The organism is Rahnella sp. BIGb0236 (assembly GCF_004364755.1).
Taxonomy (GTDB): domain Bacteria; phylum Pseudomonadota; class Gammaproteobacteria; order Enterobacterales; family Enterobacteriaceae; genus Rahnella; species Rahnella victoriana.
This window is the reverse complement of the sequence record NZ_SOAO01000004.1, coordinates 140,623-163,087: the sequence shown is the minus strand read 5'-3', so window position 1 is coordinate 163,087 and position 22,465 is coordinate 140,623. Positions and strand designations below refer to the sequence as shown.

The 22,465-nt window shown below is 52.3% G+C and carries 22 protein-coding genes; 11 read left to right on the top strand and 11 right to left on the bottom strand.

Annotated elements, in window-relative coordinates:
* Positions 1-26: 26 nt before the first annotated feature.
* Positions 27-479, bottom strand: coding sequence for a DUF943 family protein (locus EDF78_RS10495; protein ID WP_133823059.1), 453 nt, complete (start codon positions 477-479; stop codon positions 27-29).
* Positions 480-947: 468 nt separating this feature from the next.
* On the opposite strand from EDF78_RS10495, the gene EDF78_RS10490 reads away from it, so the two are divergent.
* Positions 948-1,577, top strand: coding sequence for a helix-turn-helix domain-containing protein (locus EDF78_RS10490; protein WP_133823058.1), 630 nt, complete (start codon positions 948-950; stop codon positions 1,575-1,577).
* Between the two features lie 159 nt (positions 1,578-1,736).
* A complete protein-coding gene (locus tag EDF78_RS10485) occupies positions 1,737-2,384 on the top strand; it encodes an outer membrane beta-barrel protein (protein ID WP_095923946.1) in 648 nt (215 codons plus the stop codon).
* 249 nt (positions 2,385-2,633) lie between these two features.
* Here the strand turns inward: EDF78_RS10485 and EDF78_RS10480 are convergent, their stop codons facing one another.
* From EDF78_RS10480 to EDF78_RS10465, 4 genes are all read right to left on the bottom strand, one after another.
* A complete protein-coding gene (locus EDF78_RS10480; RefSeq protein ID WP_166654454.1) occupies positions 2,634-3,077 on the bottom strand; it encodes a DUF943 family protein in 444 nt (147 codons plus the stop codon).
* A gap of 47 nt (positions 3,078-3,124) precedes the next feature.
* Positions 3,125-3,601, bottom strand: a complete 477-nt coding sequence (locus EDF78_RS10475; protein ID WP_133823056.1) for a DUF943 family protein — start codon at positions 3,599-3,601, stop codon at positions 3,125-3,127.
* A gap of 94 nt (positions 3,602-3,695) precedes the next feature.
* Positions 3,696-4,136 (bottom strand): DUF943 family protein, encoded by a 441-nt coding sequence (locus EDF78_RS10470; protein ID WP_133823055.1) that lies wholly within the window; start codon positions 4,134-4,136, stop codon positions 3,696-3,698.
* The gene (locus EDF78_RS10465; protein ID WP_133823054.1) at positions 4,133-5,032 is read right to left on the bottom strand and encodes a DUF3289 family protein; all 900 of its coding nucleotides are present in this window, start codon (positions 5,030-5,032) and stop codon (positions 4,133-4,135) included. The genes EDF78_RS10470 and EDF78_RS10465 overlap by 4 nt, the downstream gene beginning before the upstream one ends.
* Positions 5,033-5,438: 406 nt before the next feature.
* On the opposite strand from EDF78_RS10465, the gene EDF78_RS10460 reads away from it, so the two are divergent.
* Positions 5,439-5,918: an Hcp family type VI secretion system effector gene (locus EDF78_RS10460; RefSeq protein WP_119825488.1), complete on the top strand. Its 480-nt coding sequence runs from the start codon at positions 5,439-5,441 to the stop codon at positions 5,916-5,918.
* A gap of 41 nt (positions 5,919-5,959) precedes the next feature.
* Here the strand turns inward: EDF78_RS10460 and EDF78_RS10455 are convergent, their stop codons facing one another.
* The 6 genes from EDF78_RS10455 to dppA form a co-directional block, all read right to left on the bottom strand.
* Positions 5,960-6,361: a hypothetical protein gene (locus EDF78_RS10455; RefSeq protein WP_133823053.1), complete on the bottom strand. Its 402-nt coding sequence runs from the start codon at positions 6,359-6,361 to the stop codon at positions 5,960-5,962.
* 150 nt (positions 6,362-6,511) lie between these two features.
* Positions 6,512-7,534, bottom strand: a complete 1,023-nt coding sequence (gene dppF / locus EDF78_RS10450; RefSeq protein ID WP_095923947.1) for a dipeptide ABC transporter ATP-binding subunit DppF — start codon at positions 7,532-7,534, stop codon at positions 6,512-6,514.
* Positions 7,524-8,549, bottom strand: a complete 1,026-nt coding sequence (dppD, locus tag EDF78_RS10445) for a dipeptide ABC transporter ATP-binding protein (protein ID WP_095923948.1) — start codon at positions 8,547-8,549, stop codon at positions 7,524-7,526. The genes dppF and dppD overlap by 11 nt, the downstream gene beginning before the upstream one ends.
* Before the next feature lie 10 nt (positions 8,550-8,559).
* A complete protein-coding gene (gene dppC, locus EDF78_RS10440; protein ID WP_095923949.1) occupies positions 8,560-9,474 on the bottom strand; it encodes a dipeptide ABC transporter permease DppC in 915 nt (304 codons plus the stop codon).
* 10 nt (positions 9,475-9,484) lie between these two features.
* Entirely contained in the window at positions 9,485-10,504 is a 1,020-nt protein-coding gene (dppB, locus tag EDF78_RS10435; RefSeq protein ID WP_013573445.1) for a dipeptide ABC transporter permease DppB, read from the bottom strand.
* 205 nt (positions 10,505-10,709) lie between these two features.
* Entirely contained in the window at positions 10,710-12,317 is a 1,608-nt protein-coding gene (gene dppA / locus EDF78_RS10430) for a dipeptide ABC transporter periplasmic-binding protein DppA (protein WP_133823052.1), read from the bottom strand.
* Between the two features lie 728 nt (positions 12,318-13,045).
* On the opposite strand from dppA, the gene EDF78_RS10425 reads away from it, so the two are divergent.
* The 8 genes from EDF78_RS10425 to EDF78_RS10390 all read left to right on the top strand — a co-directional run bounded on the left by EDF78_RS10425 (position 13,046) and on the right by EDF78_RS10390 (position 22,419).
* Positions 13,046-13,972 (top strand): LysR family transcriptional regulator, encoded by a 927-nt coding sequence (locus EDF78_RS10425; RefSeq protein ID WP_119825492.1) that lies wholly within the window; start codon positions 13,046-13,048, stop codon positions 13,970-13,972.
* 258 nt (positions 13,973-14,230) lie between these two features.
* On the top strand, positions 14,231-15,670 hold the full coding sequence (locus EDF78_RS10420; RefSeq protein ID WP_119825494.1) for a M20 family metallopeptidase: 1,440 nt from the start codon (positions 14,231-14,233) through the stop codon (positions 15,668-15,670).
* Positions 15,671-15,737: 67 nt separating this feature from the next.
* Positions 15,738-17,336 carry an ABC transporter substrate-binding protein gene (locus tag EDF78_RS10415; protein ID WP_133823051.1) on the top strand — a complete coding sequence of 533 codons (1,599 nt, stop codon included), beginning with the start codon at positions 15,738-15,740 and terminating at the stop codon, positions 17,334-17,336.
* A gap of 28 nt (positions 17,337-17,364) precedes the next feature.
* On the top strand, positions 17,365-18,450 hold the full coding sequence (locus EDF78_RS10410; protein ID WP_095923953.1) for an ABC transporter permease: 1,086 nt from the start codon (positions 17,365-17,367) through the stop codon (positions 18,448-18,450).
* Positions 18,447-19,382, top strand: a complete 936-nt coding sequence (locus tag EDF78_RS10405; protein WP_133823050.1) for an ABC transporter permease — start codon at positions 18,447-18,449, stop codon at positions 19,380-19,382. The genes EDF78_RS10410 and EDF78_RS10405 overlap by 4 nt, the downstream gene beginning before the upstream one ends.
* Positions 19,375-20,241, top strand: coding sequence for an ABC transporter ATP-binding protein (locus EDF78_RS10400; protein WP_095923955.1), 867 nt, complete (start codon positions 19,375-19,377; stop codon positions 20,239-20,241). The genes EDF78_RS10405 and EDF78_RS10400 overlap by 8 nt, the downstream gene beginning before the upstream one ends.
* 41 nt (positions 20,242-20,282) lie before the next feature.
* The gene (locus EDF78_RS10395; RefSeq protein ID WP_243839448.1) at positions 20,283-21,020 is read left to right on the top strand and encodes an ABC transporter ATP-binding protein; all 738 of its coding nucleotides are present in this window, start codon (positions 20,283-20,285) and stop codon (positions 21,018-21,020) included.
* A 19-nt stretch (positions 21,021-21,039) separates the two neighbouring features.
* Entirely contained in the window at positions 21,040-22,419 is a 1,380-nt protein-coding gene (locus EDF78_RS10390; RefSeq protein WP_133823048.1) for an MmgE/PrpD family protein, read from the top strand.
* Positions 22,420-22,465: the final 46 nt, after the last annotated feature.

Below are 22,465 nucleotides of genomic sequence, written 5' to 3'. Positions count from 1 at the left end.
TATTGATCACCACAGAATGGAATACTTCATTCGTTCTGTGGTGACTGTATTATTTCATCATTACCGATACGGATCATTGTTTTACCATTTCTCCAGTTTTGTATTTCCATCACTATATTTTTCTCAATGCAGCTTTCCCCGGAGTCTGGCACCGAAAAACAATAGAGATCATGAGTATCCGAACTGAGGAAGGTCGAACCGACAGGCATCTTCCTAAAACCATCATTACCATCCCAAATGACTATATGATAATTCCCGTATTTATCAGGGCGTGGTGAGTTGTAGTTTTCCTTTATGATAGCCCTGTTATTTTTCCACCACATCATTTTTCTAAACTGTGTAAGCGGGAAGTTTTTTACGACTATATCCGTATAGTTATCATCTTGCTGAACAAGCATAATCTCAGGTTTTCTTATAACACCCAAAAAAACGATCAGCACTGTTAAAAAAATTATTAAATCCAATTTATGTTTGCTCATTATACTTTGAGTTCTTGTTCTGTCAGGTCACCATAATTTAAATCATCCAGGGATTTCTTTCCGGGCGGAGTCGAATAAATAAGGGACGGTAATGATATCTGAGACATAGTCATCTCCTCTAAAAGGACGCAGTGGTATAGTTATTCATATCGCATATATAAAAGCCCTGACCATATAAAAACATTGTTAATTACAGAGGTAAATCAACGCATGCGATGATTGCTCACCACATTAATACGACTATTAAATTAATTATTGATCTACATTGTCAAAATCGAATTTCCTTATCAAAGGATGCCGACAAAAAATCACGTCAGGGTGATTGGGTACTGCTGAGCAGTAAAAAGAGGAGACTCTTCATTCTTAGATCCACGCTGGAAAAAGGTATTATTATCTATTAAGGTAAAAAGAATAGTTAATATACCTGGCTATAATAGATGAAACGAACAACGTATCGAGTGAGGAACCGTGAAAATAACGCCCCCGCAACGTCCTGAAGAATCTGTCAGTCGGCTGATATCCGCGCTTATGCCGGTCAGTACTCCCATCACTGTCGTTCCGCGTAAAAGACTGGCGTGGGCTTATCAGGGTAATCCGCAGTTTTATCTGTTTCTGGAAGGCGAAGTGTCGGTGCTGCGCGCCTCTGACGGGCTGGTGATGGCAACGGCTTATGAACCGCTGGTCTTCGGGATTGCCGAAGCGATGCAGAAGGTTCACAGCCAGACATTACGCGTGGATACGCAGGCTGCGCTGCGTCGTGTGGATGCCGCTCAGGCCATGGCGATTTTCAGTGAAAACACCCTCTGGCAGGATGTCGCCGCTACCCTGTCGTACTTCAGCAGCTATCTTTTCTACCGCGACGCGCTGGTCGTCCAGCAACGCACTTATTCAGTCATCAGAAACCATTTACAGGAGATGATCCTGTTACCTGCTGACACCCGCTTACGCATCTCTATTCTCGAATATATTCAGGAGCGCACGCATTTATCGCGCAGCAGTGTATTAAATGTCATTCACGCCCTTAAAGCCGGTGACTATATCGAGACCAGTCGCGGAGGATATTTACTGGAACTGACTCAATTACCTGAAGAATTTTAGCCATCCGGGAATAATAATTATTCCCGATACTTCCAAAATTTAATTTTAAACAGATTACCGTTTTATCCCATCAGGATTTTTAATTAGTATTTCCCCCGACAACTTCACACTTCAAGACATTCTGTTCCACGGCGGACAGAAACAGAATCCGGGGAATATATGAAAAAGACACTTGTCGCGATACTTTTATTAAACGTCTGCGCTGTCTCCAGCGTCTATGCCGCTGCGGATACCAATACCTGGTACGGCGGGGCAAAACTGGGCTGGTCACACTATTTTGATGCCAGCGGTAAAGGCAACTTCAACGATAACCTCAGCAAAGCCACCGACTTTGATTACGACAAAGACAATGTCAGCGGCGGCGTATTCGGCGGGTATCAGATCACCCCATGGCTGGCGGTTGAAGGCGGCTACGATTATATGGGCAACATGGATATTCACGGTAACCACGGTGCTTCCGGCTCCAAACTGGAAAGCCAGGGCCTGCAAATGTCCCTGAAAGCCAGCTACGGTCTGACCGATGACTGGGATATTTATGGCCGTGCCGGTGCCATGGCGTACCGCGCTGAAACCAAAAACAACGGTCATGACAATTTCGAAACCGGTGTTCGCCCTCTGGCGGCAGTCGGTACGGAATATGCCTTCACCAAAAACTGGGCAGGCCGTCTGGAATACCAGTGGGTCAGCAACGTGGGCAACTCGAATCAGATCGGCATCAGCAGCGATGTCAGTTCCGTCTCTGCCGGTGTGGTCTACCGCTTTGGTCAGCATAACGACATGCCAATGGCAACGCCTGCCGACCGCTGATCAACAGCACGTCACCGAACCACGGATGATGGTAGCAGTAACCTCAAAAACCGATCACCTTCACACCTTGATCGCGAACGTAGTCACAATAATAAGTTCCATTAAGTCCGTTTGCCCGATATGCACTGTCGGGCATTTTTTTTGCTTTTTTCAGAATAAGTATTGTTCGATATTTAGCTTCACTATTTGCGTTAACGTCTTATGCTTCTTAAATCATTGCCACCAAATAAATTTTTATTATTCATTTCTTTACTTTTTCAATATTTCATCATTATCTATTAAATATGAGACTTTGTTACTTCCATCGTAAATCACCGTCATTAGGATTTCATTCTCAAAACATCTTTCTTCTGATTTTATGTCATGAAAACAATAAAGATTTTTGTGAGAAAAAGAAAACCAATTTGAATTATTTTCTGATGATTTTCTGAAGCCATTTCCGCCATCTAAAATACTGACGTAATAAAAACCATTTTCACCACGCCAGGGGGATCCATATTTTTTCTCAATAGCCGCTTCGTGAGCTTCCCACCATATGATTTTACCTTTCTGGCTCAGAGGAGGTTGTTTAACCACAATATCCATTGTGGCAACATCTTGAACCACATGAATAATTTCAGGATTTCTGGTGGAAAATTGGAACAGATAAAGTACAGCAAGTAGAACGCACACTGTCATGTTTTTTTTGCTCATCACTAATTTTCTAACCCCTTTAATACAATAGCGTAAAAATATCCTTATCATTTTTTTATTGAATCCCCGTCAATATAGTAGACTGTTTTATTATCCCTACTATTGTGGATCATCATTAAATTATTTTTCTCTATACATCTCCTTTCTGATTTTATTTCTTCAAAACAAATCAGATCATTCCTTGAAAACGAATACCATGATGTAAATCTTGCCTCTGACACTGTTATAAACCCCACACCAATATCTTCTATCCCTACAAAATAATTACCGTATTCATCAACATCAGATATCTCATTTTTTATTAGAGGGTTATCTTTATTATTTTCCCACCAAATTATTTTACCTACCTGAGTCAGTGGGAAGTTTCTGACGACAATATCGGTTACCCCTTCCACATGTTGTAAGAAAATAACCTCTGTTTTTCTAAAGAGAAGAAAGCATGCTGATATTACAACACACAGAACAGAGACGATAATTATCTTCTTTTTCATTGAATTGCAAATGGCAGATGTATCTATTTCCATTGAAGAAATCACTCAAACAAAGAATTAAAGTATGATGGGCAGGAGTGCCAAAACACCTTGTTAATTAACATATCTTTCATCGAACATAACCTTATCATTTTACTATTAACTTCCCGTCTATATAATAGAATATTTTCTTATCCATTCCATTTTGAATATTCATTAAAATATTTTTTTCCACACATCTTTTTTCTGACTTAATTTCATCAAAACAATAGAGATCGGTATGTTCAAAACTAAACCAATAGAAATTAGCTTCAGTGTCCTTTTTAAACCCATCACTTTCATCCAATATAGCTATGGAATAATCACCCTTATTATAATTTTTTGGGACTCCATATTTTTCTTTAATAAAGTCCTTGTTATTTTCCCACCAGAATATTTTGCCCCATTGGGTAATCGGGAAATTTCTAACAACGATAACGGTATTATATTCATCTTCATGAACATAGATAACTCTCGCTTTTCTCATAAAAAAGAAGTAAATGAATAAAATCGTCATTAATATAATAATGAAGGCGTATTTTTGTTTCATCTAATACCTCCATAAAAATAAATATCTGAATTCATCTCAGTTATAAATGGTTTAAATCCAAATTTTTCCCAACGTTGTAGAACAAACCATATTCTGAAAAAACGCAAGTTTCTGAATTTAATATTTGAAATATCTGTCTTATCTAATCCAAAATGATCCTGCACCTTATAATTTACAAGAGCCTTATATTTACCATCCGTAATAGTGAGTTCTTTTAGTGTTATTTGAGTGGCATAAGTATCGTGAACAGTTATTCCCATGCCATTGAAATTATCTTTGAATCTTCTAAATTTTGGAAGGACGCTCAAGTTTAAATCTCTGCCAAAAAAATGCTCATCATCCTGAGGATAAATATTACGTTCCCAGTGTATTCTCTTGAGTAGAGTCGCTTTTATGGTATTCAGACTGCTACTCGCAGAAAAATCATGGTCAATCTGATCCTTCAGAGCCTTATTCAAAAGATAATCCCTGAAAACGGTGCCACTGTTACCTTGTAAATGATTTATCATTTTCACAATAAGTTCGCTATAAGCACCATATAAAGCAAAGGGCTTAGACAACGCCCTCATTTCATCAAACAGAATATCGGAACATTGCTGCCGGTTAAGGGTATTCATCATTTCATCGTGTAAACGACGGAACAAAGCTGGATCATGGTCGAAGGGGTCAGTAACAGAGGAAGTCGGGAAATTAAACGCGCTGTAATCCATGAAAGGAGTAAGCGATATTTCGCTCTTCCGGGTAAAATTATAGGGATTCACTTTAGCTGATACATCATCAAGACCGTAAACAGTCTTAAGTTCGTGCTCGGTCATATCACCACAATTTAAATCATCCCGAGTCTTATGACCTGGTTGCGTAGCGTAAATAACAGCGGGTAATCTGATCTGCGACATGTAAATTCCTTTTTCATGAAAGCATGCAGCTCAATGAACAATTCATAATGAGAATGCATAAGAGCTATCCATATAAAAAATAAATTAATCTTCGGTAATGATTCACTCATGTCATCATGTCTGACCCTTACACTAATACGAATTTATAACAATATATTGATCTGAATTGTAAAATTCTAAACATTATGAAAAAACCACAAAAGAAAATCTCAGGTTACGTGGCACAGATAATAATAGAAAACACCCTGTTAATTAAGGCATTACGCGGCACCATGGCGGGTATTATTATCGGTTAAAGTAAACGAAAGGGGTATTTTCAGGGAAGGTCCGGAGCCGTATGTTTTGTTGCGAAGATCAACAGAAAGGTTTTGAATAGAACATCAAAGGAAAACATGGGACGTTTAATATGGCTAACAACTTATACTTAACGATAAAAGGAAAGAATCAGGGGCTCATTTCAGCGGGTTGTTCAACCTATGATTCTATTGGCAACCGATATCAGGCAGGTCATGAGGATCAGATACTTGTCTACTCCGCTGATCATGATATTAGTCGGGAGCAAAACGTTAATCATCACCCATTGATTATTAAGAAACCAATAGATAAATCATCACCATTACTGATGATTGGTGTTTCTACTAATGAAGAAATGGAAGTGATTCTGGATAAATACAGAACCTCCAATACCGGGAAACAAGAAAAATATTATACTGTCAGATTAACCCAAGCGACCCTATGCCATATTTCATCTTATGACCCGGAGAATATTCCGGGTCATGACACGCAATCTTTTGAAGTGATCTCATTTAATTACCAGTCTATCATCGCAACTCATCATACTGCGGGTACGACGGGGTATAGCATTTGGGATGAAAGGGTGTATTAACGCAAGGTGCGCTGCGCCACAATAAATTATTCTGTGGCGCTTCATTTTTCGCATACTTCATCATCATGTGCAATCAATGTATTGTTATGATAAACATTAAGCTGGAGCAGACCATAGCATTTATCGGGAGTCGATGAAGTAATAGGTGTATCACTATCACTTATAGTATAAATATAGTCTTTGTTTTTAAAAATAAAACCAATGTTATCATCACTACCTTTTTTATTCCAGGTTTCTCCTTTTAACCTCAATTCAGATTTTGTTTTCAAATTTATCGAATAATAATCTACGTCCTGACAATCTACATACCCCTCAGGGCAATTGTTCTTAATATTTATTAAAAATTTACTCCCTTTAAATACCAATATATTTTCAGTTTTCCCGCTGGCATAAGCATTACCTATTACTGCCAGAAAGAATATAACAACAATCCCTTTCACCATCTGACGTACTCCCCTTGTTGGAATATTCTAAGTTCTGCTTTTCGTCGGTTATTGGCTCAAAAGTATCTGCCCACGCATCCACTGAGTAAAGGCGTTTAATACAGACACAAAAAAGCCCGCTTTCGCGGGCTTCGTTATATCGGCGTGGGATTACTGATTTACGGCGACCGTCTGCGTGGTGCCGGTTTCATCCTGGTCGACGGCGAAACAGGCGACAAGCTGGTCACCGTACTGTTTCAGCTGCGGCTGGAACTGTTTGCAGGTGCCGAACGCGCGGCGGCAGCGGGCGTTGAACGCGCAACCGGCTGGCGGATTCAGCGGGCTTGGCAGCTCGCCGGTCAGTTTGATGCGTTCACGGCGCTCGTCCGGGTTCAGACGCGGCGTTGCGGACAGCAATGCCTGCGTGTAAGGATGGCGCGGATTGCTGAAGACGGCTTCTTTCGACCCCTTCTCCACGCAGCGACCGAGATACATCACCATCACTTCGTCGGCGATATGTTCCACCACGGACAAATCATGCGAGATGAAGACGTAGGACAGCCCCAGATCCTGCTGCAAATCCATCATCAGGTTCAGTACCTGCGCACGCACGGAAACGTCGAGTGCGGACACCGGTTCATCGGCGATCACCACGTCCGGATCCAGCATCAGACCGCGGGCGATAGCAATACGCTGACGCTGGCCGCCGGAGAACATGTGCGGATAGCGGTCGTAATGCTCGGTTTTCAGGCCCACCTTCGCCATCATCGCCAGCGCTTTCTCGCGACGTTCTTCGCGGGTCAGTTTGGTGTTGATCAGCAACGGTTCTTCGAGGATCTGCCCGACTTTCTTACGCGGGTTGAGCGATCCGTAAGGATTCTGGAACACGATTTGGATCTTCTGACGACGCAGCTTTTCAGCGGTGGCGTCAGGTTTCAGCAAATCCTGCCCGCGATAATACAGTTCACCGCCAGTCGGCACTTCAATCATGGTCAGCAGACGGCCAAGGGTGGATTTCCCGCAGCCGGATTCGCCCACCACCGCCAGCGTTTTGCCGCGTTCGAGGGTAAACGACACGCCATCGAGCGCCTTCACCGTGCGTTCCTGGCCGAAGATGCCCTTCTTCACCGGGTAATGTTTTTTCAGGTCAATCGCATGCAACAGCGGCTGCGCTTTGGTGTTATCAGGACTCATAAGTAGGTCTCCCGGCATCATCCAGCGGATAATGGCACTTCGACTGACGCCCGTTCGCGAGGTCACGCAGCGCAGGTTCTTCTTTACGGCAACGGTCGGTCGCATACGGACAACGCGGATTCAGCAGACAGCCGTTCGGGCGGTCATACTTACCCGGCACCACGCCCGGCAACGACTGTAAGCGGGCTTTATCCGCGGCGAATTCCGGTAAGGATCGCAGCAACGCCTGCGTGTACGGATGGCGCGGCGCACGGAAGATTTCCGTGGCTTTGGCCGATTCCACCACCTGACCGGCGTACATCACGATGATGTGATGCGCGGCTTCCGCCACCAGCGCCAGGTCATGGGTGATCAGCATCAGCGCCATGTTCTCTTTCTGTTGCAGCTCAAGCAGCAGCTCGATGATCTGCGCCTGAATGGTCACGTCGAGCGCGGTCGTCGGCTCATCGGCAATCAGCAGTTTCGGGCGACAGGCGATCGCCATGGCGATCATCACGCGCTGGCTCATCCCGCCGGAAAGCTGATGCGGATAGACATCGAGACGCGAAGCCGGATCAGGAATACCGACCAGATTCAGCAGATCGATGGTGCGCTGACGACGGGTCTTTTTGTTGCCGCCCTGATGCACCTTGATGGCTTCCATAATCTGGAAACCCACGGTGTAACACGGGTTCAGGCTGGTCATCGGATCCTGGAAAATCATCGCGACTTCGGCACCGACAATCTGGCGGCGCTCTTTTTCGCTGATGCCCTGCAGGTTACGGCCACCGAACTCCAGTTTTTCTGCCATCACTTTGCCGGGGAAGTCGATCAGCCCCATCAGCGCCAGTGAACTGACGGATTTACCGGAGCCGGACTCGCCGACAATCCCGACCACTTCGCCCTGTTTCACGCTGTAACTGATACGGTCTACCGCGCGGAACGGTGTCCCTTCGTCACCAAAGTGAACGGAGAGCTTATCCACGGTCAGCAACGTTTTGCCGACCTGAACGTCATTCGTTAATGTTGTTTCCATCTCCAACCCCTTACTGCTTAAGTTTAGGGTCGAGGGCATCACGCAGGCCATCACCCATCAGGTTAAATGCCAGTACCGTCAGCAGGATGATCACACCCGGGAAGGTCACGACCCACCAGGCACTTTGAGCAAACTGTAAGACGTCCGACAGCATGGTGCCCCACTCCGGCGTTGGCGGCTGTGCGCCCATGCCGAGGAAGCCCAACGCTGCCATATCGAGGATGGCGTTGGAGAAGCCGAGCGATGCCTGAACAATCAGCGGCGCTAAGCAGTTAGGTAAAATGTTGACGAACATCTGACGGGCAGAACCGGCACCGGCGACGCGCGACGCGGTCACATAGTCGCGGTTCACTTCCACCAGCACCGCCGCGCGGGTTAAGCGGACATAGTGCGGTAAGGCCACGAAGGTCAGCGCCAGCGAGGCATTGACAATCGACGGACCGAAAATCGCCACCAGCACCAGTGCCAGCAACAGACTTGGCAGGGCCAGCATGATATCGACCACGCGCATGATGATGGCGTCCACCACACCGCCGTAGTACCCGGCAAACAGACCGAACACCACGCCGAGGATCAGCGAAAGTACAACGACCAGACAGCCGACCAGCAGCGATAAACGCGCGCCGTACATCAGACGCGAAAGAATATCGCGGCCCACGTCATCGGTACCCAGCAGAAATTTCCAGCTACCGCCTTCCATCCAGACCGGCGGGCGCAGCAGTGCGTCACGGAACTGTTCAGCAGGCAGATGAGGAGCGATCACGTTCGCGCCAATCGCAATGACCAGCATGATAATGATGTAAGCCAGGCCGACAACGGCCCCTTTGTTACGCTTGAAGTAATGCCAGAATTCGCGCATCGGCGGCATCGGCACTGGCGCAGCCGTCACTAACTCGTTAGCGACCGGCTCAGTGGTTTGAGACATTGTGCGCCCCTTATTTCTTGTGGCGAATACGCGGGTTGACCACGCCGTAGAGCACATCTACCAGCAGGTTAACCACGATGATCAGAGTAGCGACCAGCAACACCCCGCCCTGCACGACCGGATAGTCGCGGCGCTGGAGTGCATCGATCAGCCACCGGCCGAGTCCCGGCCAGGAGAAGATGGTTTCCGTCAGGATGGCGCCGCCGAGCAGCGTACCGACCTGCAAACCAATGATGGTCACCACCGGCAGCAGCGCATTGCGCAGTGCGTGAATGACGATCACCCGCATACGGCTGACGCCTTTGGCGCGCGCGGTACGGATGTAGTCTTCGCCCAGGACTTCCAGCATGGAAGAACGGGTCATACGCACAATCACCGCCAGCGGAATGGTGCCCAGCACGATGGCCGGTAAAATCATGTGCATCACGGCATCGACGAAATCACCCGGTTCGCCCCAGAACAGCGTGTCGATCAGCATAAAGCCGGTCAGCGGCAGGCTGTCATCGAGGAAGACGGTGTCGCTTATTCGCCCCGACACGGGCGTCAGATTAAGCTGCACCGAGACCAGCATCACCAGCATGATCCCCCACCAGAATATCGGCATCGAATAGCCGGTCAGCGAGATCCCCACCGCCGTGTGGTCGAATATCGATCCCCGTTTTACCGCCGCCAGCACGCCCACCGGGATACCGACAATGATCGCGAAAATCATCGCGCAGATGCCCAGTTCCAGTGTTGCTTTAAAGCGCGGTACGAATTCCTGCCAGACAGGGGTGCGGCTTTTTAAGGACGTGCCCAGGTCGCCATGCAGCACGCCGTTCACGTAGTGGAAATATTGTTGGTAGAGAGGCTTGTCGAGCCCCATATCTGCCATCAGCTGGGCGTGACGTTCGGGGGAAACACCGCGCTCGCCTGCCATGATGGTGACCGGGTCGCCTGGTATCATGTGTACGAAGGCAAAAGTCAGCAAAGTAATGCCGATAAACGTTGGGATAACTAACCCCAGACGTCGGAGTATGAACTGCAACATATCCCGTACTCTCTGTATAAAATGCCCGGAGAACCGTAGCTCGCCGGGCTTATTGATAGCTCACAAAACTTTATATCGCTGAACTAAAAGACGTAGTGAGCGCTCAGCGAGCAAGGCGGAGGAGCAGAGCAATTGAGACATACCATTAGGTAGGCGAAAATTGCGAGCACCGCACAACGCAGCTCCCTGTGCGCTCAGTAGTCAATTACTCCATTGAGACGTTTTCGAAGTGGTGTTTGCCGAGCGGATCTACGACATACCCTTTAACTTCTTTACGAACAGGTTCGTACACGGTGGAGTGAGCGATGATCAGCGCAGGTGCCTGGTCATGCATCACAACCTGAGCCTGCTGGTACAGCGCAGCACGTTTGGCGTGATCGGATTCAGCACGGGCTGGCTGGATCAAATCTTCAAACGGCTTGTAACACCAGCGGGAGTAGTTGGAACCGTCTTTCGCTGCCGCACAGCTGAACAGGGTGGCGAAGAAGTTATCCGGATCCCCATTGTCGCCGGTCCAGCCCATCATCACAGACTGGTGCTCGCCGTTTTTCGCACGCTTGAGGTATTCGCCCCACTCGTAAGTCACGATGTTGGCTTTCACGCCAATTTTCGCCCAGTCAGCCTGGATCATTTCAGCCATACGGCGTGCGTTCGGGTTGTACGGACGCTGTACCGGCATCGCCCACAGATCGATAGTGAAACCGTCTGCGTGACCTGCTTCTTTCAGCAGCTCTTTGGCTTTCTCAGGATTGTATTCGTAATCCACGACGTCTTTGTTGTAGCCCCACATTGTTGGTGGGATCAGGTTTTTAGCCGGCTGGCCAGCACCCTGATAAACCGCATCGATGATGGCTTTTTTGTTCACAGCCATGGTCAGTGCCTGACGCACTTTCACTTCATCCAGTGGTTTCTTCTCAACGTTGAAGGACAGATAACCCACGTTCAGACCTGGCTGTTGCATCAGGTTGATGGATTTATCTTTCTTCATTGCCGCGATATCTGCCGGGTTCGGGTACGGCATGACCTGGCATTCGTTTTTCTGCAGTTTCGCGTAACGCACGGATGCGTCAGGCGTGATGGAGAAAACTAAACGGTCGATCTGCGGCTTGGTGCCCCAGTAGCCCGGGAAGGCTTTGTAGAGGATGCGTGAATCTTTCTGGTATTGCAGAAGCTGGAACGGACCGGTACCGATCGGATCCAGGTCGACTTTCTCAGGGGTTTTCGCTTTCAGCATGTTGTCAGCGTATTCCGCAGACAGGATGGAAGCGAAGTCCATCGCCAGGTCAGCCAGGAATGGAGACTCCGGACGGTTCAGCACGAACTGCACGGTGTTGTCGTCCACTTTCACGATCTTGTTGATCAGATCGCCCATGCCCATGCCTTCGAAGTATTCGTAGCTGCCGCCAGAAACGCCGTGGTATGGGTTATTTTTGTCCAGCTGACGTTCGAAGGAATACACGACGTCGTCCGCGTTGAAATCACGGGTCGGTTTGAATTCCTTGTTGTCCTGCCATTTCACGCCCTTGCGCAGATGGAAGGTGTAGGTTTTGCCATCAGCAGACACGTCCCACTTCTCAGCCAGACCCGGCTGAATTTCAGTGGTCCCGATCTTGAACTCAACCAGACGGTTGTAGATAGGCACGGAGCTTGCGTCATACGTGGTGCCTGAGGTGAACAGCTGAGGGTTAAAGCCTTCAGGTGAACCTTCAGAGCAATACACTAACGTTTTTGCCTGGACACTGGCCGCAACGGTCAGCGCAATCAGGCCCATACTGAATTTCAGTAGCCCCGACTTACCTAAAGAGATTGTCATCGCTTCTGCTCCATCGATTAATGGTGATGTGGATGTGTGTGTTGTGTATACAGCTCACGTCACCCTTTATTTTTATTTGCGGGTGACTGTGTTTGCTCGTGCGCTGCAATAAGTCCAACCAGAGCATGGTGAACTGCCATTTTTTTCCTTCGAAGTGTAAAGCTGGCTTTACAAAATCTTACCGGAAATAATCACTGGTCTTCCTTGGGGCTATCAATTTGGCAACTCCTTTCCTTGACGTCAATATAACCATCAGGCATTTACACAGACTGTGAGTTACAACAAACAAACATAAAAAAACATTTTGTTAACCAATTCAGGACGAATGTTCAGTCTGCGCAGGGAATAACCACACATTCCCCTTTGTAAAAGAATATTCCTGGGGGTTTCGCCCATTTTAAATCCCTAAAAATTTCTGGCTAAATGATGAATATATGAACGGTTATTTTTGAGATAGGGGTGGAAACCAGCGGAAAATGCTGAGAAGTGCAGCAAACGGCGCGGAGTCGTCAGCGAAAGCGTTTGCGCACGCCACCGCAAAACACCCCAAAATAGCGCAATTGCACGCTGGTGGTGCAGCTGATTATCCGAACGGATCCTGCCTGTTTTTCCAGCATAAGGCAGGGGGTGGGTCGAAATGGATTGAAACCAATATGTTAATCAGTTTTTAAACTCTGGCGCACTTCTTGCTAGTTCTTAAGGGCTTATCACCCGCCAGAGGTTTTGTGATGGAACTGAAGTGGTTTGAAGATTTTCTCAGTGTGTCTCAGTGCTATAGCTTTACGCGAGCCGCCAGCGAAAGGAACATCACCCAGTCCGCGCTGAGCCGCCGGATTAAACAACTGGAAGAATGGTTAGGCGTGCCGCTGTTTGACCGCAAAACCTACCCGATACGACTGACTCCGGAAGGCCAGGATTTCCTGCATACCGCCGCAGAACTGGTGTTTTCCATGACGCAGTTGCGCAGCGATCTGCGTGAGCGTCATGCACAGAAGCACGCCATCGTGCATTTCGCGGCGCTTAATACCCTCTCCCTGACCTTTTTCCCCGACTGGATTAACCAGATCGACCCGTCGCATCAGTACGGCTATATCCGCTTGTGCGATCAGCAGCCCTCTTTCAGCGGCAATATTTCGCTGCTGCTGGATGGCGAAACCGATTTTCTGCTGACGTACGCTCACGATTCGGTTCCGCTGATGAAACAGCTCGAACGCTTTCCGTATATCGAACTGGGAAAAGAAAATGCGCTGGCGGTGTGTGCGCCGGACGATAAAGGCAAACCGCTGTTTCCTTTACACACCTTTAGCGGCACACGTACCCCGTTGCCTTATCTCAGTTACGGCAACCGTTCCTTCTTCGCCCACGCGCTGACCGCCCTGTTTGCCTCGCGCCCGCTGCCGCTGAAACCGATTTACGAAAATCCGATGTGCAGCGGACTGAAAGCGATGACCGTGTCCGGCTGCGGCGTATCGTGGCTGCCCACCAGCCTGATTAGTGAAGAACTGGCGAGCGGATCGCTGCTCCGTGCCGGGGAACGCAGCTGGGATATTCAGGCCAGCATCCGTCTTTACCGGCTGGAAAAATTCCGTACCCCGCAGGCCGAACGGCTGTGGAATAAAGCCAGCCTGCTGCATCAGACCCGCGCCGTCGCCTGACGTTTTCAGGCGGCAAAACATGTTCTTCTCCACGCCTGCCAGCCTGCGGGAAGCTCCCCGCGACCTGTAAATTATCCTTTCTGTTCAGAGAGTCACACTGACTATGCCGTTTTCGCATACCTGAAAAAATCTATGCAATTTCAGAATGGGTCAGATGAAAGACTCATTGGATCTTTGCCGCCCCTGCACACATTCTGAACAGGTTCCTCCGACACATTCACTTCACGAAACTGTAGCCACTGGCACAAGGAGTCTCCGTTGAATAACGCATCTGCGCAGAATAAAGAAACCGTCTGGAGCCTGGTCGACGCCAAAAAAGCCCTGTTCACCGCCCTGAGCGATCGCGTCTGGGGTATGCCGGAAATTTGCTATACCGAATACCGTTCCGTCGCCGAGCACACGGCGATGCTGAAAGAGCAGGGTTTTCGCGTCACGGAAAACGTCGCTGACATTCCGACTGCAGTGATGGGCGAAGCCGGTGAAGGCGGCCCGATCATTGCGATTCTCGGCGAATACGATGCGCTGCCGGGGCTGAGTCAGGTGGCAGGCATTGCCCGTCCTGAACCGCTGCCCGGCAACGGTCAGGGCCACGGCTGCGGCCATAACCTGCTGGGTTCCGCCGCGATGCTGGCGGCCACCGCGCTGAAAGACTGGCTGGCACAAACCGGTACACCGGGGCGCGTGCGCTATTACGGCTGTCCGGCGGAAGAAGGCGGTGCCGCGAAATCCTTTATGGCCCGCGCCGGGGCGTTTGACGGCGTGGATATTGCCATCACCTGGCACCCGAATGCCTTTTCTGAAGTCGCCCGCGCCGAATCGCTGGCCAACACCCGCATGGATTTCGTCTTCCATGGCCGCTCCTCACACGCCGCCGCGTCGCCGCATCTTGGCCGCAGTGCGCTGGATGCCGTTGAACTGATGAACGTCGGCGTCAACTATCTGCGCGAACACGTTCCGCAGGATTCCCGTATTCACTACGCGATGCTCGATTCCGGCGGCATCGCGCCGAATGTGGTGCAGGCGCGTGCCGCCGTGCGTTACGCCATCCGTTCACGCGACGTTCACGCCATGTTTGAACTCAACGAGCGCGTGAAGAAAGTCGCTCAGGGTGCGGCGATGATGACCGAAACCACCGTCGATATCAGCATCATGAGCGCCGTGGCGAATCTGCTGGGCAACCGTCCGCTGGAAGAAGCCATGCAGCGTAACTTTGAACTGCTCGGCCCGCTGGGATTCGACGCGGCTGACAAAGCCTTTGCCGCTGAAATTCAGGCCACGCTCAGCCCGCAGGATTTGCAAAGCGCCTACCGCCGCATCGGCCTCAAAAAACCGCAGGACGCCTCGCCGTTATGTGAATTCATTGTCCCGCTGGAAACCTCCGGCGAACTGATGCTGGGGTCGACCGACGTCGGGGACATCAGCTGGAAAATGCCCACCGTGCAGGCGCACGTCCCGACTTACGCCATCGGGACACCGGGCCATTCGTGGCAACTCACCGCGCAGGGGAAAATGCCCGCCGCGCACAAAGGGCTGGCTTACGTCGCCAAAATCATGGCCGCCACCGCCATCGACACCCTGACCGACAGCACGCTGATGGCCGCCGCGAAACAGGCGCACCAGGAACTGACCGCCGAAACCCCTTACGTGTGCCCGATCCCGCCGGAAGTCAAACCTCCGGTTCAGCCACGTCCTGAATAATGTGTGCGCCTCCCCCTGCGAAGGGGGAGAAAAATTGGCTCGTTTTTTAATCAAAGGAACCCGATTTATGCTCAACACCAGAACAAAAATGCTCGCCACACTGATTGGTCTCACATTGGGAAGCACGGCAGCGCAGGCGGCGACACCGGCTGATTCGCTGGTGATGGCATGGAATATTGACGCGATCAGCACCTTTGACCCGGCGCAGATCGGCGAAGTGGTGACCAATGAAATCATCAAAAACACCTGCGATACGCTGGTGGATTTTGATCCGCAAGACGAATCCAAAGTGATCCCCCGTCTGGCGAAAAGCTGGGATATCTCACCGGATCGCAAACAAATCACCTTCCACCTCAATACCGGCATGACCTTCCCGTCCGGCAATAAGGCCACGGCGAATGACGTCGCCTGGTCGTTGCAGCGCGTGGTGCTGCTCGGTTTCGGTAACTCCGCCACCCTGACCGAATACGGCTTTACCAAAGATAACGTCAGACAGCGCATTACCGCGCCGGATGACAACACGCTGGTGATGACTTTCGACCAGCCGTACCCGACCAATCTGGTGTTGCAGGCCATCGCCGCTAACAACGTCTCGACCACGCTGGATAAGGCGCTGGTGGAGAAAAATGCCGTCGGTGACGACATGGGCAACAAATACCTGACCACGCACACCGCCTGCGTCGGAGCCTATCAGCTGATGCGCTGGAACGCCGGTGAAGGCGTGGTGCTGCAGGCGAATAAAGATTACTGGGGCGCGAAGCCGAAACTGCAGCGCATCCTGATCCGCCACGTCGCGGAAACCGGTACGCAGCGCCTGCTGCTGACGCAGGGGGATGTGGATATCGCCCGTGATCTGGCACCGGACGATTTACGTGATCTGGATAAAGGCGGTCAGGTCAACGTGGAGAAAGTCCTCAAGCCGCAGCTGTTTTTCTGGACCTTTAACAGTGAAGACCCGATTTTCAAAAACCCGAAAGTGCGCCTCGCGATGCGTTATCTGATTGATTATCAGGGGCTGGCTTCCACCGTGATGCCGTATCTCGGTGTGCCGCGCGCCAGTTTCGCCCAGCTCGGCGCTTTTGGTGCGCTGGATAAAGACGCCGGACAGCCGTTCAAACTGGATCTGGCGAAAGCCAAACAGTTGCTGACCGAAGCCGGTTATCCCGACGGATTCTCCGCCAAACTGATCATCGGCACCCTGCCGCACTCCGCGCCTATCGCACAAAGTACGCAGGAAAATGCCTCGAAAATCGGCGTAAAACTCTCCATCGAAAGCATGGCCAATGCCCAGTTATTCAGCCGCGTGCGCGGACGTGAATTCCAGAGCGCCATGATGGCGTGGCAGACCTCGGTGCCGGATGCGCACGGCAACGCCTCGCGTCTGGTCTACAACCCGGACAACAGCAAGGAAGCCAAGAAAACCCAGTACCCGAGCTGGCGCGCCTCGTATTTCGATCCGGCGATGAACAAAAAAGTCACCGAAGCCCTGCTCGAACCGGACGAGCAAAAACGTATCGCGCTCTACCACGCCTTACAGGAAGAGCAGATGCAGCAAGGCCCGATGGCGATCATGTTCCAGATGTACAACACCGCCGGTCTGACCAAAAAGGTCAAGGACTGGACGTGGAACGGCTTCCGCGTGTATTACGCGCTGGCGTCTAAATAAGCATTACACACTCACCAGGGAGCGCCCGATGTCGCAACTCGACCCGACCGCGGCGGGAATGTCACCCGCTGAACCTCTCTGGCTGCGGCTGCGCGAAAGCGCCGCCCGGCTGGGTAAATTGCTGGTTTCCGTGTTCTGCACATTACTGGGGCTGGCGGCGCTGACCTTTTTTATTGGCCGCCTGCTGCCGATTGATCCGGTGGTGTCAGTGCTCGGCGATAACGCCAGTCAGGAAGCCTATCAGAAGATGTATCACCTGCTCGGGCTGGACAAACCGCTGTGGGAACAATTTGCTCTCTACCTGAAAAACGTCGCGATGCTGGATTTCGGAAACGCGCTGACCACCGGCAATCCGGTCACCACCGATATCGCCCGCGTGTTTCCGGCCACGCTGGAGCTGGCGACGCTGGCGGCGCTGATCGCCACCTGTCTGGGCATTCCGGCGGGCGTGTTGTCGGCGATGTACCGCAATACCTGGTTTGATCACTGCATCCGCTTTATCGGCCTGCTGGGGCATTCCGCGCCGAATTTCTGGCTGGGGCTGATGGGGCTGGTACTGTTTTACGCCGGACTCGGCTGGATCGGCGGGCCGGGGCGTATCGACTTTATGTATGAATTTGACGTGCAAAAAGTCACCGGGTTTTATCTGATCGACACCGCGCTGACCGGCAACTGGGAAGCCTTTCGCAACGTCTTCAGCCACCTGATTTTACCGGCGTCAATTCTTGGCCTCAGCGGCCTGTCGTACATCAGCCGCATGACCCGCAGTTTTATGATTGAACAACTCGGGCAGGAATATGTGATCACCGCGCGCGTCAAAGGGCTGTCGTGGGCGCGCAGTGTGTGGATCCACGCCTTTCGCAACGTCGCGGTGCAGGTGGTGACGGTCGTCGCGCTGTCTTACGCCTTTTTACTTGAAGGCGCGGTGCTGACCGAAACCGTGTTCGCCTGGCCGGGTTTTGGCCGCTATCTCACCAACGCCATGCTGGCGGGCGACATGAACGCCGTGGTCGGCTGCTCGTTACTGATCGGCGTGATTTTTGTGGCGCTGAACCTTATCTGCGACCTGCTTTACCGCATCTTTGATCCGCGAACCCGTCAGGAGCAATCATGACCGACTCCGCTAAACCTCATCTCACTGCCCGTCCGGCGTTTTCCCTGCGGGCGTGGCTCGATGCCCCGGTTCCTGCCACGCCGTGGCAGGCGCGTGTCCAGCAAAGCCTGAGCCAGTGGCGGCGCTTTCGCCGGAATACGTCGGCGCTGTTCGGGCTGATCGTCATCCTGTTTATCGTCGCGGTCGCCATTTTTGCGCCGTGGCTGGCGACGCACGATATTTATGCCCAAAACCTGCACCTGCGGCTGGCACCGCCGGACCGGGAATACTGGCTGGGAACCGACGAACTCGGACGCGATATTTACAGCCGTCTGATCTATGGCGCACGCATCACACTCTATATCACCGGCCTGACGGCGCTGATTGTCGGTCCGCTCGGTTTGCTGGTCGGCACGCTGGCGGGCACCGTCGGCGGCTGGACGGACACCATTCTGATGCGCATCGTCGATATCTTTCTGGCGTTCCCGAGCCTGATCCTGGCGCTGGGTTTTGTCGCCGCCCTCGGCCCCGGCATCGAAAATGCGATTATCGCGATTTCGCTTTCCGCCTGGCCGCCGATTGCCCGGCTGGCACGCGCCGAAGCCTTGTCTATCCGCAAAATGGATTACGTCGCCGCCGTGCGGTTACAGGGTGCGTCGCAGATGCGCATCATCCTGCGCCACATCATTCCGATGTGTCTGCCGTCGGTGGTGGTACGTCTGACGCTCAACATGGCGGGGATTATCCTGACCGCTTCCGGCCTCGGTTTTCTCGGCCTCGGCGCACAGGCACCCAGCCCGGAATGGGGCGCGATGCTCTCTTCCGGCCGTCAGTTCATGATGACTCACTGGACGATTGCGGCCATTCCCGGCCTGTCGATTCTTTTCACCAGCCTGGCGTTTAACCTGTTCGGTGACGGCCTGCGCGACGTACTGGATCTACGCCATGACTGAGACATTGCTTGATGTACAAAACCTGAATATCCGCTTCAAAGGCCACCGGCAGGAAAACCACGCGGTGCGCGGGATCTCCTTCTCGGTGGGACGCGAAAAAGTGGCGATTGTTGGCGAATCCGGTTCCGGCAAATCGCTCACCGGCCGGTCGCTGCTGAAACTGACGCCGCAGGGTGCCAGCGTCAGCGCCGACCGCATGCAGTTTGGTGATATCGACCTGCTCAGCACCGGCGAGCGCCAGATGCGGAAAATCCGCGGCAAACGCATTTCGATGATTATGCAGGATCCGAAATTCTCGCTGAATCCGCTGATGCGCGTCGGTCATCAGATTAACGAGGCGTATCGCATTCACTTCAATGTCAGCGAAAAAGAAGCCCGCATGAAAGCGCTGGCGATGCTGGAAGCGGTGAATATCCGTGACCCGGAGCGGGTCTTTGATCTCTATCCGCACGAGATTTCCGGCGGCATGGGCCAGCGCATCATGATCGCCATGATGCTGATCCCGGAACCTGATCTGATTATTGCCGACGAACCCACGTCGGCGCTGGATGTCACGGTGCGTCAGCAGGTGCTCAGCGTGCTGAATGATTTACTGGCACGGCGCAAAACCGGCCTGCTGTTTATCACTCATGACCTGAGTCTGGTCTCGAGTTTCTGCGACCGCGCCCTGGTGATGTACGCCGGGCGCATTCTCGAAGAAATCTCAGCCGATCAGCTGCATAACGCCAGACATCCTTACACCCGCGCCCTGCTCGCCAGCCAGCCGGATTTACAGCATCCGGTAGACATGCTCGCCATTCCGGCACGCGACCCCGCGTGGCTGACCGGCCCGGTATACCGCTACGGAGAAGCCTGCTGATGACCACATTCATCACCCCGCCACCGCTCACCGCCGACCGGATGATCGAGACCGTCGATTTGAGCATTACCTTCGGCAAAGGCCATCACCGCAAAACGGTGGTCGATGGCGTGACCCTGCACATCGCCCGCGGTGAAAGTTACGGACTGATCGGCGAATCCGGCTGCGGAAAATCGACCATTCTGCGCACGCTGACCGGCCAGAATACGCAGTACAACGGCGCAATTTTGTATCAGAACCGGGAGCAACATCCGGTGCGCGATAAAGACTATTACCGGCAGGTGCAGATGGTGTTTCAGGATCCGTATGCCTCGCTGCATCCGCGCAAAATGGTGTATCACACGCTGCTGGAACCGCTGGTGATCCACGGCATGGACCGCCGTGAAGAACGCATCAGCGACGTGCTCAATGCCCTCGGCCTGAACGACGCCTTCCGTTACCGCTATCCGCATCAGCTTTCCGGCGGCCAGCGTCAGCGCGTGGCGCTGGCACGGGCGCTGATCATCGAACCGCAGGTGTTGCTGCTCGACGAACCGACTTCGGCGCTGGACGTGTCAGTGCAGGCGGAGATCCTCAATCTGCTGAAAAAACTGCGCCGTGAACGCAACCTGACTTACCTGATGGTGACGCACGATCTGGCCGTGGTCGCGCACCTGTGCGACCGCGTCGCCATTATGCATCAGGGAAAATTGCTGGAAGAACTGACTGCCGGTGAAATCCGCAGCGGTGACGCCCGCGAGCCTTATACCCAACAATTTCTTGCCGCCAGCCGCCACTGACGCCGTTGAAGGAAACACCATGAATGTGATTGAAGCCATTGCCCGCTGGTGTTGCAGCCAGCCCGATTTCAGCGCGACAGCCCGCCGCAAAGCCCGCGAGGCGATCACCGATACGCTGGCCTGCCTGTACGCCGGACAGGATGATTTTTCCAGCCGGGCGGTGCGTGCTGCCAGCGAAACGTATTTCACCCCGCACGCCAGTTCACGTTTAGCCGGCGGCGGACGTGCCCCGGCGGCCATCGCGGCGCTGGTCAACGGCACGGCCGCGCACGCCATCGATTATGACGACAACTTCGCGCCGGGCATGAGCCACGCGTCTGCGGTGCTGGTTCCGGCGCTGCTGGCGGTGGCCGATGACATCCGCGCCAGTGGCGAACAACTGGTACAGGCGTATCTGATCGGGCTACAGGCGCAGGCGTTTGTCGGGTCCGGCGTCGCGCCTTCGCATTACACTGCGGGCTGGCACGGCACCTCGACCGTCGGCTGCATCGGCAGCGCAGCCGGTGTCGCCTGGCTGATGGGGTTGGATCAGGCCGGTATCGCGCGCGCGTTGAGCAATGCCGTCAGTTTTGCTTCCGGCACCAAAGGGCAGTTCGGCACGCCGGTCAAACCGCTGCACGCCGGATGGGCGGCCCGCAATGCGGTGGACGCAGCGAATTTCGCCCGCCAGCAGATGCAGGGGCGCATTGATATTCTGGAAGCGCCACAAGGCTTTCTGGAAATGTTTGGCGGCCTGACACCGCCGGGCTGGGATATTCCGGCCATTGTGGGCACTCATCTGCATGTCATTGAAACCACCGGCGTGATGCCGAAACGTCATCCGTGCTGCGGCTCGACGCACATGATTATCGATGCGCTGGACGATCTGCGTGCGCAGCATGATTTCAGCGACGACGACGTGCTGGCCGTTGATACGCTGGTCGGCATCGCCAATCTGCGCAATCTGGCGTATCCGCAGCCGGTCAACGAAATGCAGGCGCGTTTCTCGATGCAGTACTGCGTCGATACCTGGCTGCGCCACGGCTCGCTGGGCGTCAGTGATTTCACCCCTGCGCGGGTCGCAGAACTCGCTGAACCGGCGCGTCTGGCCCGCATTTCCATGCGCTGCTATACGCCGGAGCAGGAAGCCGGGCTGCCGCCGGAGGAACGCCTGACCCATGAGGTCACGCTGACGTTGCGCGATGGCCGCACCTTACAGGCGGGCCGCAAGCTGGCGAAAGGCAGCAACCGCGAGCCGTTCAGCGACGCTGACAGACTGCGAAAATTCACCGACTGCTGCGCGACGATGAGCAATGCCAGCGGCCTTTTCCGCCAGCTTAACCGGCTGGAAGAACAGGAAGATCTGGAGTTTTTAGCCGCGTTGTTTGACGAGCCTTTGCGCGAAGGCGCGCAAGGTTGAGTGCAAGAAAAACGGCGTGCCGGGCATTTTTACGTGATGCCTCGCA

Coding starts and splice junctions, on each gene's coding strand:
- EDF78_RS10495 (WP_133823059.1), bottom strand. CDS start 479: ATGAGCAAACATAAATTGGATTTAATAATTTTTTTAACAGTGCTGATC.
- EDF78_RS10485 (WP_095923946.1), top strand. CDS start 1,737: ATGAAAAAGACACTTGTCGCGATACTTTTATTAAACGTCTGCGCTGTC.
- EDF78_RS10480 (WP_166654454.1), bottom strand. CDS start 3,077: ATGAGCAAAAAAAACATGACAGTGTGCGTTCTACTTGCTGTACTTTAT.
- EDF78_RS10475 (WP_133823056.1), bottom strand. CDS start 3,601: ATGGAAATAGATACATCTGCCATTTGCAATTCAATGAAAAAGAAGATA.
- EDF78_RS10470 (WP_133823055.1), bottom strand. CDS start 4,136: ATGAAACAAAAATACGCCTTCATTATTATATTAATGACGATTTTATTC.
- EDF78_RS10465 (WP_133823054.1), bottom strand. CDS start 5,032: ATGTCGCAGATCAGATTACCCGCTGTTATTTACGCTACGCAACCAGGT.
- EDF78_RS10460 (WP_119825488.1), top strand. CDS start 5,439: ATGGCTAACAACTTATACTTAACGATAAAAGGAAAGAATCAGGGGCTC.
- EDF78_RS10455 (WP_133823053.1), bottom strand. CDS start 6,361: ATGGTGAAAGGGATTGTTGTTATATTCTTTCTGGCAGTAATAGGTAAT.
- dppF (WP_095923947.1), bottom strand. CDS start 7,534: ATGAGTCCTGATAACACCAAAGCGCAGCCGCTGTTGCATGCGATTGAC.
- dppD (WP_095923948.1), bottom strand. CDS start 8,549: ATGGAAACAACATTAACGAATGACGTTCAGGTCGGCAAAACGTTGCTG.
- dppC (WP_095923949.1), bottom strand. CDS start 9,474: ATGTCTCAAACCACTGAGCCGGTCGCTAACGAGTTAGTGACGGCTGCG.
- dppB (WP_013573445.1), bottom strand. CDS start 10,504: ATGTTGCAGTTCATACTCCGACGTCTGGGGTTAGTTATCCCAACGTTT.
- dppA (WP_133823052.1), bottom strand. CDS start 12,317: ATGACAATCTCTTTAGGTAAGTCGGGGCTACTGAAATTCAGTATGGGC.
- EDF78_RS10425 (WP_119825492.1), top strand. CDS start 13,046: ATGGAACTGAAGTGGTTTGAAGATTTTCTCAGTGTGTCTCAGTGCTAT.
- EDF78_RS10415 (WP_133823051.1), top strand. CDS start 15,738: ATGCTCAACACCAGAACAAAAATGCTCGCCACACTGATTGGTCTCACA.
- EDF78_RS10410 (WP_095923953.1), top strand. CDS start 17,365: ATGTCGCAACTCGACCCGACCGCGGCGGGAATGTCACCCGCTGAACCT.
- EDF78_RS10405 (WP_133823050.1), top strand. CDS start 18,447: ATGACCGACTCCGCTAAACCTCATCTCACTGCCCGTCCGGCGTTTTCC.
- EDF78_RS10400 (WP_095923955.1), top strand. CDS start 19,375: ATGACTGAGACATTGCTTGATGTACAAAACCTGAATATCCGCTTCAAA.
- EDF78_RS10395 (WP_243839448.1), top strand. CDS start 20,283: ATGATCGAGACCGTCGATTTGAGCATTACCTTCGGCAAAGGCCATCAC.
- EDF78_RS10390 (WP_133823048.1), top strand. CDS start 21,040: ATGAATGTGATTGAAGCCATTGCCCGCTGGTGTTGCAGCCAGCCCGAT.